The sequence below is a fragment of the Mycobacterium kyogaense genome (assembly GCF_036946525.1).
In the GTDB taxonomy this organism is placed as follows: Bacteria; Actinomycetota; Actinomycetes; order Mycobacteriales; family Mycobacteriaceae; genus Mycobacterium; species Mycobacterium kyogaense_A.
In genome coordinates, this window is the sequence record NZ_JAQIIY010000007.1 from 206559 (window position 1) to 222752 (window position 16194).

Annotated in this window: 11 protein-coding genes; 4 read left to right on the top strand and 7 right to left on the bottom strand. The window is 70.4% G+C overall.

Features of this window, described 5'->3' with window-relative positions; translation table 11 throughout:
• Window positions 1-21: 21 nt before the first annotated feature.
• Genes murJ through PGN37_RS05305 form a run of 3 tightly spaced genes read right to left on the bottom strand, consistent with a single transcriptional unit; the run spans window position 22 to window position 6820 of the window.
• Entirely contained in the window at window positions 22-3657 is a 3636-nt protein-coding gene (gene murJ / locus PGN37_RS05295) for a murein biosynthesis integral membrane protein MurJ (RefSeq protein WP_335329973.1), read from the bottom strand.
• A complete protein-coding gene (locus PGN37_RS05300) occupies window positions 3654-6038 on the bottom strand; it encodes a hypothetical protein (RefSeq protein ID WP_442932848.1) in 2385 nt (794 codons plus the stop codon). Before PGN37_RS05300 ends, murJ begins: the two co-directional genes overlap by 4 nt.
• Complete coding sequence (locus PGN37_RS05305) at window positions 6035-6820, bottom strand: NUDIX hydrolase (RefSeq protein WP_335329974.1); 786 nt, start codon at window positions 6818-6820, stop codon at window positions 6035-6037. The genes PGN37_RS05300 and PGN37_RS05305 overlap by 4 nt, the downstream gene beginning before the upstream one ends.
• 85 nt (window positions 6821-6905) lie before the next feature.
• Here PGN37_RS05305 and PGN37_RS05310 point away from each other — a divergent pair, with 85 nt between their 5' ends.
• Window positions 6906-8360, top strand: coding sequence for a CCA tRNA nucleotidyltransferase (locus PGN37_RS05310; protein WP_335329975.1), 1455 nt, complete (start codon window positions 6906-6908; stop codon window positions 8358-8360).
• 17 nt (window positions 8361-8377) lie between these two features.
• Window positions 8378-8872 carry a pullulanase gene (locus PGN37_RS05315; protein WP_335329976.1) on the top strand — a complete coding sequence of 165 codons (495 nt, stop codon included), beginning with the start codon at window positions 8378-8380 and terminating at the stop codon, window positions 8870-8872.
• An 84-nt stretch (window positions 8873-8956) separates the two neighbouring features.
• Here PGN37_RS05315 and PGN37_RS05320 read toward each other — a convergent pair whose 3' ends face one another.
• Both PGN37_RS05320 and PGN37_RS05325 read right to left on the bottom strand, forming a co-directional pair.
• A complete protein-coding gene (locus PGN37_RS05320) occupies window positions 8957-9736 on the bottom strand; it encodes a TIGR03084 family metal-binding protein (protein ID WP_335329977.1) in 780 nt (259 codons plus the stop codon).
• 10 nt (window positions 9737-9746) lie between these two features.
• Window positions 9747-11042: an MFS transporter gene (locus tag PGN37_RS05325; protein WP_335330092.1), complete on the bottom strand. Its 1296-nt coding sequence runs from the start codon at window positions 11040-11042 to the stop codon at window positions 9747-9749.
• A 132-nt stretch (window positions 11043-11174) separates the two neighbouring features.
• Here PGN37_RS05325 and PGN37_RS05330 point away from each other — a divergent pair, with 132 nt between their 5' ends.
• A complete protein-coding gene (locus PGN37_RS05330) occupies window positions 11175-11780 on the top strand; it encodes a YqgE/AlgH family protein (RefSeq protein WP_335329978.1) in 606 nt (201 codons plus the stop codon).
• Between the two features lies 1 nt (window position 11781).
• Here the strand turns inward: PGN37_RS05330 and PGN37_RS05335 are convergent, their stop codons facing one another.
• Window positions 11782-12153 (bottom strand): hypothetical protein, encoded by a 372-nt coding sequence (locus PGN37_RS05335; protein ID WP_335329979.1) that lies wholly within the window; start codon window positions 12151-12153, stop codon window positions 11782-11784.
• Between the two features lie 75 nt (window positions 12154-12228).
• On the bottom strand, window positions 12229-13158 hold the full coding sequence (locus PGN37_RS05340) for an LpqN/LpqT family lipoprotein (RefSeq protein WP_335329980.1): 930 nt from the start codon (window positions 13156-13158) through the stop codon (window positions 12229-12231).
• Window positions 13159-13355: 197 nt separating this feature from the next.
• Between PGN37_RS05340 and leuS the strand changes: the two genes are divergently transcribed.
• Window positions 13356-16190, top strand: coding sequence for a leucine--tRNA ligase (gene leuS, locus PGN37_RS05345; protein WP_335329981.1), 2835 nt, complete (start codon window positions 13356-13358; stop codon window positions 16188-16190).
• Window positions 16191-16194: the final 4 nt, after the last annotated feature.

The window sequence follows — 16194 nt, forward strand, 5'->3', positions numbered from 1 at the left end:
GCTCAGCGCACCAGTTTTGGCTCAGCCGGCGGCTTTGAGGGTGATCTCCGAGACGTCGCTGCGGCTCTGGCCGTTGACCTGTCCGAGCGTGGAGATCCATACCAGGACGTAGGACGTGGGCGCGGCGTTCTCGACGGGGATGGTGTTGGCCCCGGGCTTGAGCGTCGTCGGCTGCGTGAGTGCGGTCGTGTCGTCCAGCGAGGACGGCGACGCCGACGTAGCCGAGCGGATCTGGACCGCGGTGCCGGTGCTGTCGACGTTGATGCCCACCGAGCCGATCGTCGTCGGCTGGGGCAGCTGCAGCATGAGGCCGACACCGTTCTTGAATCCTGGGAAGGGGGCCGCGTCGCTGTAGGTGTCGGTGGGCCACACCGTCGACGGATCGCCGTCGATCGCCAACCCGGCGAGGTCGGGCGCGTCGGCCTCACCTTCGGGCGAGAACACGGTTGCGCGAACGGGTTTCACGGTGGCGCCGGCATCGGGGGTGTTGCTGCCCGGCTCCGACGACGTCGGGGCGTTGAGGCCGAGTTCGTCACCGCTGAGACCGTTGCCGACATCGCCGAAGATCCGGCTGAGCATGGTCGCCAGCAGGATCACCACGAGCACCACCGCGGCCGCGGCCACGCTGGCGCCGATGATCAGCCGCTTCCGGCGCCGGGCTGCCTCGTCGGGATCGTCCGCCGCGTCCGGTCCGGCAGGTGCCTGGGTCGCGGACTCGTTCACGGGGGCGAGATGATCGGTGCGGTCGGCGATCGCCGTCGCCTGCTGCAGCAGGTTGAGCATCGTCGACGCGCTGCGGATGCCGCCGTTCTCCTGGGCCGCGCGTGCGGCGGCCGCGGAGATCTGGAACGGGATGTCGCGGTCGACGGCACGCGGTTCGAGCGGTTGCCCCGCAGGATCCAGCTCGGCGGCGGCCAGCCCGCTGGGTTCGCCACTCTCGGGCAGCGGCCAGCGATTGACCAACAATGCATACAGCGCCGCGCCGATACCGCGGATGTCGTCGTCCGGCGTCGCCGACGGCAGCGTGGCCGGGAAAGCAAGCGCCACATCGCCTTCGATGCTGACCCGAATGCGCGCCGGGTGATCGATGGACAACGCGACACCGTTGCGGTGCGCCGCCTCGGCCGCCGCGGCCAGTGATTGGATCGCGCGGGCACCCCCGATGGGGGAGGGGGAGGTGTCCGCGACTTCGGCGAGCGAACCGCCACGAATCCACTCGGCGACGACGAGGCCACCGGAGCCGGTGGTCATCACGTCGAGCACCCGAGCCACGCCCGGCATGTCGAGGCGCCCGAGCCGCTGCGTGCGGTCCAGGATCCCCTGCACCTCGCTCGCGGGCAGGGTGCCGTCGGGGTCGACGAACGTCAGTGCGACCTGCCGGTCCAGCGCGGTGTCGAGCGCCTGCCAGAACTGGAGCGTCGGTGGTCCGCCATGGAAGACGAGCAGACGGTAGCGGCCCTTACCGACAGTGGCACCGGGGATGAGGTGCAGGTCCTCGGCGGCGGTCGCGGCCTCGAGGGGCGGTTCGCGAGGCGGGTCGAATGCCAGCGATTCGCGGGTGGGGTCATTGCTGTAGTCAGCGCGGGGCCGGGGTGGGCCGGCGGCGGGGATGGCTTCGGTCGGGCGCTCGGGTTCCACCGCGGCCGGCTCGGGTTCGGGGGAGACCTCCGGCACGTCGGGCTGGAAGTCGTCGGCCGACGGCCGTGACGTCGAATCAGACACAGACGGCCGTGACGTCGAATCAGACACAGACGGGCGATCGATGCGCGCGGTCGCCGACGGGTCGGCCGGGTCGAAGGTCTGCGGCGGCGTCGGGGAACCACCGGCGGGGGTGTCGCTCACGGCAGCTCCTTTCCCGGTCCTGCGTTCGCCAACCATGCCCTCGTGTCCCTGGACGGTCGCGCCCGGAAACTGACGCGTCCGTCGCGTCGAGGTGAGATCAGGGTACGTGAGCCCGTCGCTCGATCGGGTGTGGACGGAGGCGCCGGCCTGAGCGCGCCCTCGACCGAGGCGCGACCGCACGGCGGCCACCGCCGCAACCGCTTCCGGGACCTTGGCGCCGAGCAGCACGCCCGCGATGATCGGGCCCATGACCAGGCCGAGGACGGCCAACCGCAGCAGCGACCCGACCGCACCGAAGTGCTCGGTCAGCGACGCCAGTCCGGCCAGCCGGTCGAGCACGTGCGCGGCCAGCCCCGCCGCGAGCGCCGCGGTGATCGTCACCAGCACGGTGCGCACCACCTCGGCGGGGAACAGACGGCCACCGGGCGGGTCGAGCCGGCTGCGGAGGAGCAGGTACCCGAGCGTGGCCCCGGCCAGGAAGCCCAGCCCGTTGGCGAGCCCGAGGTAGCCGGCGACCAGCTCCTGATCGGCGGTCAGGTGCGGCGCCGCCAGGGACCCCGCGACTTTCACGACGGTGATCACGACGACGAGCAGAATCGGCGTCCAGGGCTCCTCGCGGGCGTAGAACACCCGCAACTGCAGCAGCACCAGCGCGTAGGGGATCAGCGTGAACGCCGACAGCGTGATCGCCATGCCGAGGTAGCCGGCATCGACGGCGCCGAAGTTGCCGTAGGAGAACAGCGCGCTACCGATCGCCGGACCGCCGACGGTCATCAACGCGACGACGGGAATCAACGTCACCATCGTCAACCGCGTCGCCAGCGACAGATCGTCGAGCACGGCAGGCCCGTCGCCGGCCGCGGCGTTGCGTGACAGGCGCGGCATCACAACCGTCAGCACTGTCACCCCGACGATCCCGAACGGGAGCTGCAGGATCAGCCAGGTGTAGTTGTAGATCGCAGGCCCCGATGCGGCCGCGCCACTGGCGACCTGGTTACCGACGATGAACCCGACCTGGCTGATGAGGACGTAGAGCACCATCGCCAGCGCCATCATCCCGAACTTCTTCAGCCGCTCGTCGATACCCCACAGCGGCCGCAGGCTGATCCGTTCGCGGCGGATCGCCACGAACAGCACCGCGGCCTGCGCGACGACGCCCAGCGTGGTGCCGACACCGAGCACCAGCAGCTTGGCATCGCCCATCGTCACCGGGTTCAGCGAGAGTTCGCCCGGCACAAGGAGATACAGCCCGAGCGTCGCGATCGCGACGACGTTGTTGACGACCGGCGCCCATGCGGGTGGTCCGAAGATGTTGCGGGTGTTCAGGATCGCCATGAACACCGAGGACAGGCCGTAGAAGATGATCTGCGGCAGCAGCAGATACGCGAAGGCCGTCGTCAGCGACCGATCCACCAACGGCTCCGAACCCAGCATCAGGTCGACCAGGAGCGGGGCACCCACCGTCGAGATGACGGTGACCACCAGCAGCAGGGTGGTGGCCAGGGTCAGCAGCCGCCGGATGAACGCGGTTCCGCCGTCGGGATCGTCGCGTTCGGCGCGGGCGAGTACGGGCACGAAGATCGCGGTGAACGTCGCCTCCAGCACCAGCGCGGCGATCATGTTGGGTAGCTGGTTGGCCACCGTGAACGCGCTCGACAGCGCGGCGCCCAGGATCGCGGCGAGCAACACGATCCGTGCGAAGCCGGTGAGCCGGCTGACCAACGTCGCCAGCGCCATTCCCCAGGAGCGCGACACCACCGCGGCGTCGGACAGCTCGGCGCGCGCCGGGGCTCGCCGAGGTTGCGCGGTGCTCATCGGCGCCTGCCGTCGTCGTCGGAGTACGCCAGCGCCACCTCGATCGGGTCCGGGCGGTGCGGGTCGGCTTCGAGATCGGCGCGGTCGGGCTGCCCGCGGAACCGGTGCCACAGGCGGCGTCCGACGAGCAGCACCAGCACCGCGCCGCCGGTCAACGTGATGAAGAACAGCACCTTCCCGTAGGCGTTCGAGTGCACGGACAACCGGACCGGCTCGCCGAGGGTCAGCCCGTCGACCGTGCGCAGTGACACGTCCACCGCGACGCGCTGTGTGAAGTGAACCTCGATCGGCACCTTCAGTGGGAGGAAGCCGGGCGGCAGAACGATCTCGCCGGGGTCGGTCACCGTCATGCCGGGCGGAGCGTCGATCTGCAGCCGGACCCGTATCGGGACCGGCAGATCGTTGCGCAGCGCCAGCGGCAGCGGGCTGCGCTCGGTGGCCAGCGTGTAGGAACCGCCGGGGTTGACGATCGTGACGGCCTTGAACAGGTCCTCCACGGTCGACCCGACCGTCGTCAGCCGCTGCTGGGCGAGCCCATTGCGGGCGTCGGGCGGCACCGACTGGCTCAGGGCCCGCAGCATGTCCTCGCGCAGCGGCGCCGTGTACTGCGGTCCGGTCAGCCCGGTGCGTTCGTCGGTGCTCAGTGCGTCGGTGAGGCCACGAAGCCGGTTGGTGGTCGCCGCGATCCCGGTCACCACGGCGTCGTCGAAGCGTCCGCGGGGATTGCCGACGCCGGCGGCGGGGGGAGACTCGCTGCCGTGGACTGCGGCGGCTTCGTCGAGCACGGCACGTAGCGGCCTCGGCACCGCCAGTCCCGAACGGATCGTGGTGGCGACGGTCGTCAGCACGGCCTGCGCGTCGTCGGCGGTGGCGTTCCACATCAGCGGCGGCACGATCACCTGGGCGCGCGGTGCGGCGTCGACGTCCAGACCGCGCCACAGCAGCGCCCCGAGCGCGTCCTGGCGGCGGACGGTCGCCGAATCCTGCTTCACCGGGATGCTCAGGGACGGGGTCAGGTACGACGGGGACTCCGGCGAGGTGCCCATGCCGGCGAGGGCGGCGCCGACGGCGGGATCGAACGGCGCGGTCACGACATTCGGCGTGTACCGCACCGGCGCCGTGTCGGCGGTCTGGGGTTGTCCGCCGTCGGCCTCATCCGGTCCCGTCAGGTTCGCCGCCGCGATCGCGACGGTCGGCCCTTGAGCCGAGAGGAGGTCGACGGCGTCCGCGGTGAGGGGCCCGTCGCCCACGACGGTCGCGCCGCGGGTGGACACCACGCCGAGGATCTGGTCGACGACATCGGCGGCTCCGCCCGTCGCGGATGCGGCCAAGACGGGATTGCCGACGCGGTGCAGCGCGTCGAGGTCGGCTTGCGCGTACGGCGTCGCGGTCACGCACATCCGCTGCGCCAGCGCCTTGAGCCGGGTGAGCCAGCCGATCGCGGCTTGCTGGCCGGCGCCGGGGTGTGTCGGTGTGGTGCGCGGGCCCGCGTCGGCGGCGTCGTTGACGACGTAGCCGTTGGTCATCGCGTTCACGGTCACCAACAGGTCGGGGTCGACGGCCAAACACAGCGCGCCGGTGACCTCGCCCCCGGGGTCGACCTGCGGGCTCGTCGCGAAATCCGCTGCCGTCAGCAGACTGTCGAGCCTGCCGCCTTGGGCGAGCGACACCGCGAGGTCGTCGTCGATGAGCCGTACCGGGGTGGTTCCACCGGGGGCTCCCGCCGCCAGCCGCGGCCGGTCGGCCAGCGGCCACAACATCGTCAGGCCGACGGGACGGGTGGTGTCCGGGGGCACCGCCGAGGTCACCGTGTCGGTGGCGGCGTCGGTCTGCTGATCGGGCGGCACACCCAGCACGGGCAGCAGGAAGCGGGAGTCGTCGAGGCGGGCCGGCGCACCGTAGTCGGGGGTGCCGTTCACGTTCACCATCACCGGGTAGACGCCCGGTTCGGTGACGTCGAGCGACGGATGGTCCGTCGAGCGCAGCGGGTAGGCGAGCCGGAAGGGCACGGTCTGTCCGCGCGCCATCTCGGGGGCGACGGTGATGAAGTCCGCGACCGGTTGGTACTGGTCGACGTTGCCGGCGAGGTTGGTGCGCAACGCGGTCGACGAGGCCACCGCCCCGGCCCGTTCGAGGCGAACCACCACGTCGCGCACCGCACGATCGCCGACGTTGCGGATGGTGCCGGTGACCGTGACCATCGGGTCGCTGGTGGTGGTGACGACATCCGGTGTGATGCCGTCGATCTGGACGGTGAGGAACGGCAGGGTGGACGGCTGCGTGGACGGCTGGGCGTGCGCGACGGCGGAGGCGAGGATCGGCAGGACGGCAGCCAGCAGCGCGACGACCGCGGCGAGTACGCGCGCGGGCAGGCCGATCACGGACCCTGACCGTAGCCGTTCGCCCGTCGGCCCGGCTGGGGTTGCGCCGTCGGATCAGTCCGGTGGTTACGGGTGCGCGAGTGCGTCTGTCCCCTGCGCCGCGGCGTGCTGCGGGGCAGCGGAGGCAGCGCCGAGGGCCCGTCGGTGTGCAGCTTGTCGATGAGCTCGTCGGCGACTTCGGCCAGCCGGCGCTCGTCGGCGTAGGCGAGCCGCTTCGGCAGGTCCCGCAGCGGCACCCAGGCCACCTCGGTGACCTCCACGTCCTCGTCGGAGAGCTCGCCGCCGGCGAAGCGCATCAGATAGTGGTGCACGGTCTTGTGGACGCGGCGGCCCTCGGTGACGAACCAGTAGTCGATGCTGCCCAGCGCGGCCAGCACGCTGCCCTGGATGCCGGTCTCCTCGGCGACCTCACGGATCGCGGTCTGCTCGGCGGTCTCACCTCGCTCGATGTGGCCCTTGGGCAGGGACCACAGCATGCGGCCACGGCGGTCGATCCGGCCGATGAGCGCGGCCACCTGGCTGTCTTTGGGTCCGTCGAGTCCGTCGATGACCAGTCCGCCCGCCGATGTCTCGTGCACGGTGCGGAGGCGTTCGGTGGGGCGGCGTGGCCCGGAGCGTTGTGGTTTCGGGGTTGCCGGTGTCTCGTCGGCGGGAGCGGCCGCGGGGGTCTTCTGGTGGCTGCCGGCGGACTGTTCGGCGCCGGCTTCGGGCGGTCCTGCCGCGCGTCGGCCGCGACGCCGCCCGCGGCGACGTCGAGGTTTTGGCTGCTCGCCGTCCGACACCCAAGCGATAGTAGCTGCCATGAACTACCGGCCACGCCGCACTCGCCGGTCGGTGACATGCCTGTGACCAGTAGGCTCACCGGACGTGTCTGAGCTCTCGTCCGGACGAGACGTCGCCGAACTGCTGGCTGCCGCGCAGGTGTCGCTGGGGCGGCACCACAAGGTGCTGCAGGCGCTCGGCCGGCTCTTCACCGATGCGGGGCACTCGGTCTATCTCGTGGGCGGCAGCGTGCGCGACGCCCTGCTGGGCCGGCTCGACACCGATCTGGACTTCACCACCGACGCCCGGCCTGAGCAGATGCAGGCGCTGCTGGGGGGCTGGGCGGATGCGCTGTGGGACACGGGTATCGAGTTCGGCACCCTCGGCGTCGGCAAGAACGGCGACCGCCTGGAACTCACCACGTTCCGCGCCGACTCCTACGATCAGGTCACCCGTCACCCCGAGGTGCGCTTCGGTGACAACCTGGCCGACGATCTGGTCCGCCGCGACTTCACCGTCAACGCGATGGCCGTGCGACTCGATCCCGACCGGCCGGGCGGGCTGGGGGAGTTCCTGGATCCGCTTGGCGGGTTGGCCGCGCTGCAGGCCCGCACGCTGGACACCCCGGCCGAACCCGAGGTGAGTTTCACCGACGATCCGCTGCGGATGCTGCGTGCCGCGCGGTTCGCCGCCCAACTGGGATTCACCGTCGCGCCGCGGGTGCGCCAGGCGCTGACGGAGATGGCGCCGCAGCTGTCCCGGATCAGCGTGGAGCGCGTGGCGGCCGAGCTGGACAAGATGCTGCTGGGCGCCGACCCGGTGGCGGGCGTGGATCTGATGGTGCAGACCGGGCTCGGCGAGATCGTGCTGCCGGAGGTCGGGGCGATGCGGATGGCCATCGATGAACATCACCAGCACAAGGACGTCTACCAGCATTCGCTGACCGTGCTGCGCCAGGCCATCGATCTCGAAACGGAAGGCCCCGATCTGGTGTTGCGCTGGGCGGCGCTGCTGCACGACATCGGTAAGCCCGCGACCCGGCGTCACGAGCCCGACGGCGGCGTGAGCTTCCATCATCACGAGGTGGTGGGGGCGAAGATGACCCGCAAGCGGATGCGGGCGCTGAAGTACTCCAAGCAGATGGTCGACGACGTGTCGCAGCTGGTGTATCTGCATCTGCGGTTCCACGGCTACGGAGAGGGCCGGTGGACCGATTCGGCGGTCCGCCGGTACGTGACGGACGCGGGACCGCTGCTGAGCCGGCTGCACAAGCTGGTGCGGGCCGACTGCACGACGCGCAACAAGCGCCGCGCGGCCCGACTGCAGGCCAACTACGACGACCTCGAGCACCGCATCGCCGAGCTGGCGGCCAGGGAGGATCTGGCCCGGGTCCGGCCGGACATCGACGGCAACGAGATCATGCAGATCCTCGGCATCCCACCCGGGCCAGCGGTCGGGCAGGCGTGGAACCACCTCAAGGAGGTGCGCCTGGATCGCGGCCCACTCAGCCACGAGGAGGCGGTCGAGGAATTGCTCAGGTGGTGGAACGCGCAGGGGTAGTCGCGCGTCTGACAGACATGGAGTACTGCCTGGGCGACCTCGACGGTGGCGCCACGATGTGGAGTGCCGATCCGACGACCGATGTCGACGGTGACGGCGTTCTGGACGCGGTGATGCTCGATCTGGACCACGACGGCTTGGTCGACGACGCGCTGGCCGATTCGGACGCCGACGGTCTTGCGGAGCGCGGTGTGCTGGGCCTCGGGGGAGCGGGCGCGGTCGACGTCACCGACGACGGGACAGGCACGTGGGCGGTGCACCTCGATCGCGGGGCGGCGCTGCGCTGGCTCGGGCTCGACGGCGTCGAACATCCTGCGGGTAGTGCGGAGGTCGATCTCGACGGTGACGGGCAGGCGGGCGAGCGGTTGGTCGACACCGACGGCGACGGGCTTGCCGATCAGGCATTCGGGGCGGGGACGGCCTGGGTCGACACCGACGGTGACGGACGGTGGGACGTGCGCCTGGCCGACGCCGACGGCGACGGCGCCGCGGACAGCGCCACCCCGCTCTGATGCCGTTCCCCGCGAGCGTGCGAGTCTGCGGGCGGCGCGCCGGCGTTCTGGGCGACATCGCGCACGCTCACGCCCGGCAGAGGGTCAGCCACGGCCGGCCCCGGGCGGCCCCGCGAATGCCTGCGCGATCGTGAGCCACTGCTCGGCGTCCGGGCCGACCGCCACGACGTCGAGCGCAGAGCGTGGCCGGCGCTGCGTCACGAGCATGCAGAAGTCCTCGGCCGAGCCCTCGACCCGCTGGGCCGCATCCTCTGGTCCCCAGACCCACTCGTCGCCGTCGGGCGCGCGCAGTTTCACGTGGAACACGTCGGGCGGCGGTGTCAGCCCGTGCACGGCGTAGGCGAAATCGCGCGTCCGCACACCGATGTGGGCGATCGACCGTAGCCGGGCCGCCGGCGTCCGGGTCACCCCCAGCGCGTCGGCCACGTCGAGACCATGCGCCCATGTCTCCATCAGCCGGGCGGTGGCCATGGATGCCGCGCTCATCGGTGGACCGAACCACGGCAGCTTGCGTCCGTCGGGGACCGCCAGCAGCGCGTCGTGCAGTGCGGCGCGGGTGGTGCGCCAGTCGGCCAGCAGCTCGGCGGGCGCCGTCGCGGCCAGTTCCTCGGCGGCCTCGTCGACGAAGCCCATGGGATTCTGCGCCGCCGCGGAGACCACGTCGGAGGTGAACGTGGCTTCGTCGGTGACCGCGATCAAGGACACCCGGTCGGTCCACAGCAGGTGCGCGATCTGGTGAGCGATCGTCCACCCGGCCGCCGGTGTGTCGGTGGCCCAGCCCGCTGCCGGCAGGTCTGCCACCAGCGCGTCCAGGTCGTCGCTTTCGGTGCGCAGGTCAGCGACGATCGGGGCAGCTCCGGCCATGCCGGTCACCCTAGCCCGCCGGGCGCCGGCGCCGGGCCACGGTGGCGTAGACGGCCAACCCCACGAGGTAGAGCCCGGTGCCCGCGATCGCGACCCCGGGTGCGTGCCCGTCGGCGGGCATCACGAACGCCGCCGCAGCGATCGCGAGGATGAACGCCATCCAGAACAGCGCGTCCTGCACCGTGAACACGTGGCCGCGCAGCGCGTCGTCCACGTCGATCTGCATCGCCGTGTCGGCACACAGCTTGACCACCTGCCCGGCACCGCCGAGCAGGAAGCCGCACACGATCATCACCGGCAGCTTCAACGTCGCACCGCACAGCTGGACCGACGCCGCGAACGCCAGCGCCCAGATCGGGGTGGCGTAGCGGCCCCAGCGCTTCACCAGCACCGGCGTCACCGCCGTCGCGAGGAACGACCCGGTGCCCGTCGCCGCCACGAACAGCACGGCCGTCCCCAACCCGGCCACCGCGGCCGTGTCGCTGTGGCGCACCGTCACCAACACCAGCAGCGTGTTGAGACCGAATGCCATCCGGTGCGCGGAGAGCCCGGCCAGCGTCGCCGCCACCGTCGGCACCGCCAGCACGGTCCGCGCGCCGTGCAGCCATCCGGTCGCGACCGCGTAGGCGACCGATCCGTGCACCGCGCGGACACTGTCGTCGGGTCCCAGCATCCGGGGCGGGAAGCGCACCGACAGCCACAGCGCCAGTGCCACCGGCACCGCGACCAGGAAGATGATCATCGAGGCGCCCGAATCGCTGGAGCCGAACAGCCAGCGTGGCAGCAGCATGAAGTTCGCACCGAAGAACGCGGCCGCAGCGCCGGTGGCCGTCGCGACCGAGTTCATCGCCACCACCTGCTCGCGCGGCACCACGTGCGGCAGCGCCGCCGACAGACCCGACGAGACGAACCGGGTCAGCCCGTTGACCACCAACGCGCCCAACAGGATCGGCAGATCACCCAGGCCGGCCGCCAGCAGAGTGCCCACGACGACGACCAGAACGAGGCGGCCGGTGTTGGCGCCGACGAGAACCACGCGCCGATCCCATCGGTCCAGCAGCGCGCCCGCGAACGGTCCGAGCACCGAATAGGGCAGGAACAGGACGGCGAACGCCGCGGCGATCGCCCACGGATCGGCGGCGCGCTCAGGGTTGAACAAAATCGCGCCGGCGAGCCCGGCCTGGAACAACCCGTCGCCGAACTGACTGACGGCGCGCAGCTCCAGGAGCCGGCGGAACCCGGGCAGGGATTTCGTCGACGTCCATACCGAACGCCACGCTGCGCGGGATGCGCGATCGTCGGGCACGGAGGTCACGTCCTAGCAGAGAAGGTGGCGCGTCGAAGGTCGGCAGGGGGCGACCGGACACCACAGTACAAATATCGCGCCGCTGCTCGCTTGTTCGCCTCCGTGTGACGACGGTGATGACAGAATGGTGCGGTGGCGCAGCATGAGGACCCGGAGGATTTCGTCGCCCCAGCGGCGCACCGGGTGCGTGCGGGCACGTTGTTGTTGGCCAACACCGATCTGCTGGAGCCGACTTTCCGGCGCAGCGTGATCTACGTCGTCGAGCACAACGACAGCGGCACGCTGGGCGTGGTGTTGAACCGGGCCAGCGAAACCGCCGTCTACAACGTGCTTCCGCAATGGGTGAAGCTGGCGACGAAGCCGAAGACGATGTTCGTCGGCGGCCCGGTCAAGCGCGATGCCGCGCTGTGTCTGGCCACGCTACGCACCGGCGTCGATGTCACCGGGGCACCCGGGCTCCGGCACATCCAGGGCCGTATCGCGATGGTGGATCTGGACGCCGACCCCGACGCCGTGGCTCCGATGGTCGAGGGCGTGCGCATCTTCGCCGGCTACTCGGGCTGGACCATCGGCCAACTCGAGGGCGAGATCGAGCGCGACGACTGGATCGTCCTGTCGGCTCTACCGTCTGACGTGTTGGCCGAGCCTCGGACCGATCTGTGGGGCCGGGTTCTGCGTCGTCAGCCGATGCCGCTACCGCTGCTGGCGACGCACCCGATCGATCTCAGCAGGAACTAGCTCAACGGCAAGACAGCGTGCAGGCCGCGCACGAACCGGCACACCCGGCGTCGGCGCCCTGCTGAGCGGTCGCGCTCTGACGGGCGTTGGCGCGGGCGACCACTTTCGCGCTCTGCCAGCAGCCCGCCGCCACGGTCGCGGTCGCTCCGAGGACGCACACCGGTAGCACCACCGCGGCCGTCGACAGCGGTGCGGCGAACGCGACGGCTGCGCCTGCGGCGAGCATCACCGCCGCCGCCAGTTGAATCGGGGCCACCCCGCGCAGGACCTGCCGCACGAAGTCCCCGTCAGGGGCAGGCCGCATCAGCGACCAGACACCCAGCACCGCGGTCAGAATCGCGACGCCCAGGCACAACACCGCGGCGACTATCACGAGGTACGAGGATACGTGCTCTGTGGCGGGCCGCCGTCCCCCGGGCGCCAGGCTTCGCCCGGGGGACGACGCCGCTCAACCCTGCAGTCCCAATAGCTGCGGCGCGGGGGCCACCGCAGCGGGGATCGCAGGAGCCGGGGGCGCCGGTGGTGCCGGCGCAGGGGGTGCGGCCAGCGGCGCACCGGGGACGGGCGCCGCGGACGGCACGCTCACCTTGAAGCCCTTGATGACCGCCTCGGTGGCGTCAGCGGCTGCGACGACCTGGTCGACGCTCGTGGTGACGGCCAGGGACACCAGGTACCGGTCCGGGCCGACGGTCGCGATGACGTGACGCCGCGAGGTGTTGAGCGTCATCGCGTTCTCGCGGTACGTGCCTTCGATCAATGAGGACGGCATTCCGCCGAAGTCGGCGAACGAGGCGTCGGTGGCTCGCCACGCCGGTTGCTGCTGGGCGTCGATGAAGCCGTGGCTGATCGCTTCGCGGGGGTCGAAGTCGCCGACGAGCTTGTAGACCACCACCTGCGCGTTCGACGAGTACAACCCGTTGCCGCCGACGCGGTCGGCGATGACCGCGAACGCGTCGGGCACGTTCGGATCGGGGATGTGCTGCCAGCCGCGCGGCATCGGCAGCACGATGTTGAGGGCGCGGAAGTCGCGGCTGGACTGGGGTTCGAGCGTGACGCCCTTGGCGGCGAAGAAGTCGGTCAGGGTGCCGGAGGCGGCCGGAGCGATCTGCGGCTGCGGGGCCACAGGTGCTGGTGTGGTGACTCCCGCGGGTACCGCCGCGGCGGGCACTGCGGCGACAGGAGCAGTGACGGGTGCCACACCCGCGGTCGGCGCGACCACGCCCGGCGCCGCGATGGTCGCCGGGGACGGCAGGGTCGGCTGCACCGGCAGTGGCTGCGCCGACGCCGTGGCTGCCACAGTCAGCACCCCGACCATCGCGGCGGTGCACGCGCCGAGTCCTCCTGCCAGAACCCGCCAGCCGCGGGCGATTTCGCTCATCGAGTGAAGTCCTCCCAAGTCTTTTCCCGACCCCCCGGTGCGTGGGCGACCGGGTCAGGCGAGAAATGTATCCACGGCGCCGAGCCAGTCGCCAGGGCTGGAATCGACCTGGAACCAACCCCTGACGCATCCGCAACGGAACCGAGATCAACCCGTGGCCTGCGAGGAGGCCTAGTTGCGGCTTATACCCTGATGGCGTGATCGACACGCCGACTGGAACTGACGACGCTCCCCGCTACCGCTATGCCGCGGAGCTGGCGGGAGAGATCGAGCGGTCCTGGCAGCAACGGTGGGCGCAGGACGGCACGTTCAACGTGGCCAATCCGGTCGGCGAGCTCGCACCGGCCGACGGGACGGCGATCCCCGCCGACAAGATGTTCGTGCAGGACATGTTCCCGTACCCGTCGGGCGAGGGTCTGCACGTCGGGCATCCGCTGGGGTACATCGCCACCGACGTCTACGCCCGCTACTACCGCATGACAGGCCGGAATGTGTTGCACGCGTTGGGCTTCGACGCGTTCGGTCTGCCTGCCGAGCAGTACGCGATCCAGACCGGCACCCACCCGCGCACGCGCACCGAGGCCAACATCGTCAACTTCCGTCGCCAGCTGGGCCGGCTGGGGCTCGGACACGACACTCGGCGCAGCTTCTCCACCACCGACGTCGATTTCTACAAGTGGACGCAGTGGATCTTCCTGCAGATCTTCGACGCCTGGTTCGACCCGGCGCAGAACAAGGCCCGGCCGATCGCCGAGCTGATCGCGGAGTTCGAGAGCGGCCAGCGTGACGTCGGGGACGGCCGCAGCTGGTCGGCACTGAGCGGCGCTGAGCGCGCCGACCTCCTGGCCGAGCATCGACTGGTCTACCTTGCCGACTCGGTGGTCAACTGGTGCCCAGGATTGGGCACCGTCTTGGCCAACGAAGAGGTCACCGCCGACGGCCGCAGCGAGCGCGGCAACTTCCCGGTGTTCCGGAAACGCTTGCGGCAGTGGATGATGCGCATCACCGCCTATTCCGACCGGTTGCTCGAGGATCTCGACGTCCTGGACTGGCCGGACAAGGTCAAGACCATGCAGCGCAACTGGATCGGCCGCTCGACCGGTGCGAGTGTGTTGTTCGCGACCGATGCCGGCGACGTCGAGGTGTTCACCACCCGGCCGGACACGCTCTTCGGTGCGACCTATCTGGTGCTGGCGCCCGAGCACGATCTCGTCGACGGGCTGGTGGCCGAGCAGTGGCCCGACGGTGTCGACGAGCGGTGGACCTATGGCGCGGCCACCCCGGCGGAGGCTGTGGCCGCCTACCGGGCCTCCATCGCGGCGAAATCGGATCTTGAGCGCCAGGAGAACAAGACCAAGACCGGTGTGTTCCTCGGTGCCCACGCGGTGAATCCGGCCAACGGTCAACAGGTTCCGGTGTTCATTGCCGACTACGTGCTCGCGGGTTACGGCACGGGAGCGATCATGGCGGTGCCCGGTGGCGACCAGCGGGACTGGGACTTCGCCACCGAGTTCGGTCTGCCGATCGTGGAAGTGGTTGCCGGCGGCGATGTCTCGGAGGCCGCCTACACCGGCGACGGACCTCTGGTGAATTCCGATTACCTCGACGGAATGGATGTGACCGCGGCCAAGGAGGCGATCACCGATCGCCTGGTCGCCGACGGCCGCGGCCGCGCGCGGGTGGAATACAAGCTGCGGGATTGGCTGTTCGCGCGGCAGCGCTACTGGGGTGAGCCGTTCCCGATCGTGTACGACGCCGACGGCCGCGCCCACGGGCTGCCGCAAGAACTTCTTCCGGTCGAACTGCCCGATGTGCCGGACTATTCGCCGGTGCTGTTCGATCCGACCGACGCGGACAGTGAGCCCTCGCCGCCGCTGGCCAAGGCGACCGACTGGGTCAATGTCGAACTCGACCTGGGCGACGGGCGCAAGCCCTACATCCGCGACACCAACGTGATGCCGCAGTGGGCGGGGAGCTCCTGGTACGAGTTGCGCTACACCGACCCGTACAACAAAGAAGCGATGTGCGCCAAGGAGAACGAGGCGTACTGGATGGGTCCGCGCCCGGCCGAGCACGGCGCGCAGGATCCCGGCGGTGTCGATCTGTACGTCGGCGGTGTCGAGCATGCGGTGCTGCACCTGCTGTATTCGCGGTTCTGGCACAAGGTGCTCTACGACCTGGGCCACGTCAGCTCGCGCGAACCGTACCGGCGACTGGTCAACCAGGGCTACATCCAGGCGTTCGCGTACACGGACTCGCGGGGCACGTACGTGCCGGCCGCCGAGGTGGTCGAGCGGGACGGGAAGTTCTTCTACGACGGCGCCGAGGTCAACCAGGAGTTCGGCAAGATCGGCAAGAGCTTGAAGAACTCGGTGTCACCCGACGAGATCTGCGAGGAGTACGGCGCGGACACACTGCGCGTCTACGAGATGTCGATGGGTCCGCTGGAGGCGTCGCGGCCCTGGGCCACCAAGGACGTCGTCGGCGCGCATCGCTTCCTGCAGCGGGTGTGGCGCCTGGTGGTCGACGAGGCCACGGGCGCGGTGCGTGCCACCGACGGCGGGGCTGACGAGGACACTCGAAAGCTGTTGCACCGCACGATCTCCGGTGTCGGTGACGACTACGCGAGCTTGAGGAACAACACCGCGGCCGCCAAGCTGATCGAGTACACCAACCACTTGACCAAGCAGTCGGTGACTGCACGCGAGGCGCTCGAGCCGCTGGTGTTGATGGTGGCGCCGCTGGCCCCGCATCTGGCCGAGGAACTGTGGGCGAAGCTCGGGCATGACGGGTCGCTGGCGCACGGCCCGTTCCCGGTGGCCGATGCGGCCTATCTGGTCGAGGACACCGTCGAGTATCCGGTGCAGGTGAACGGCAAGGTGCGCAGCCGTGTCACGGTGGCCGCCGATGCCGCCGCGGATGTGGTCGAGGCGGCCGCGCTGGCCGATGAGAAGGTCGCGGGCTTCCTGGACGGACGCACCCCCAAGAAACTGATCGTGGTGCCCGGCCGTCTGGTCAACGTCGTCGTCTGAGCGA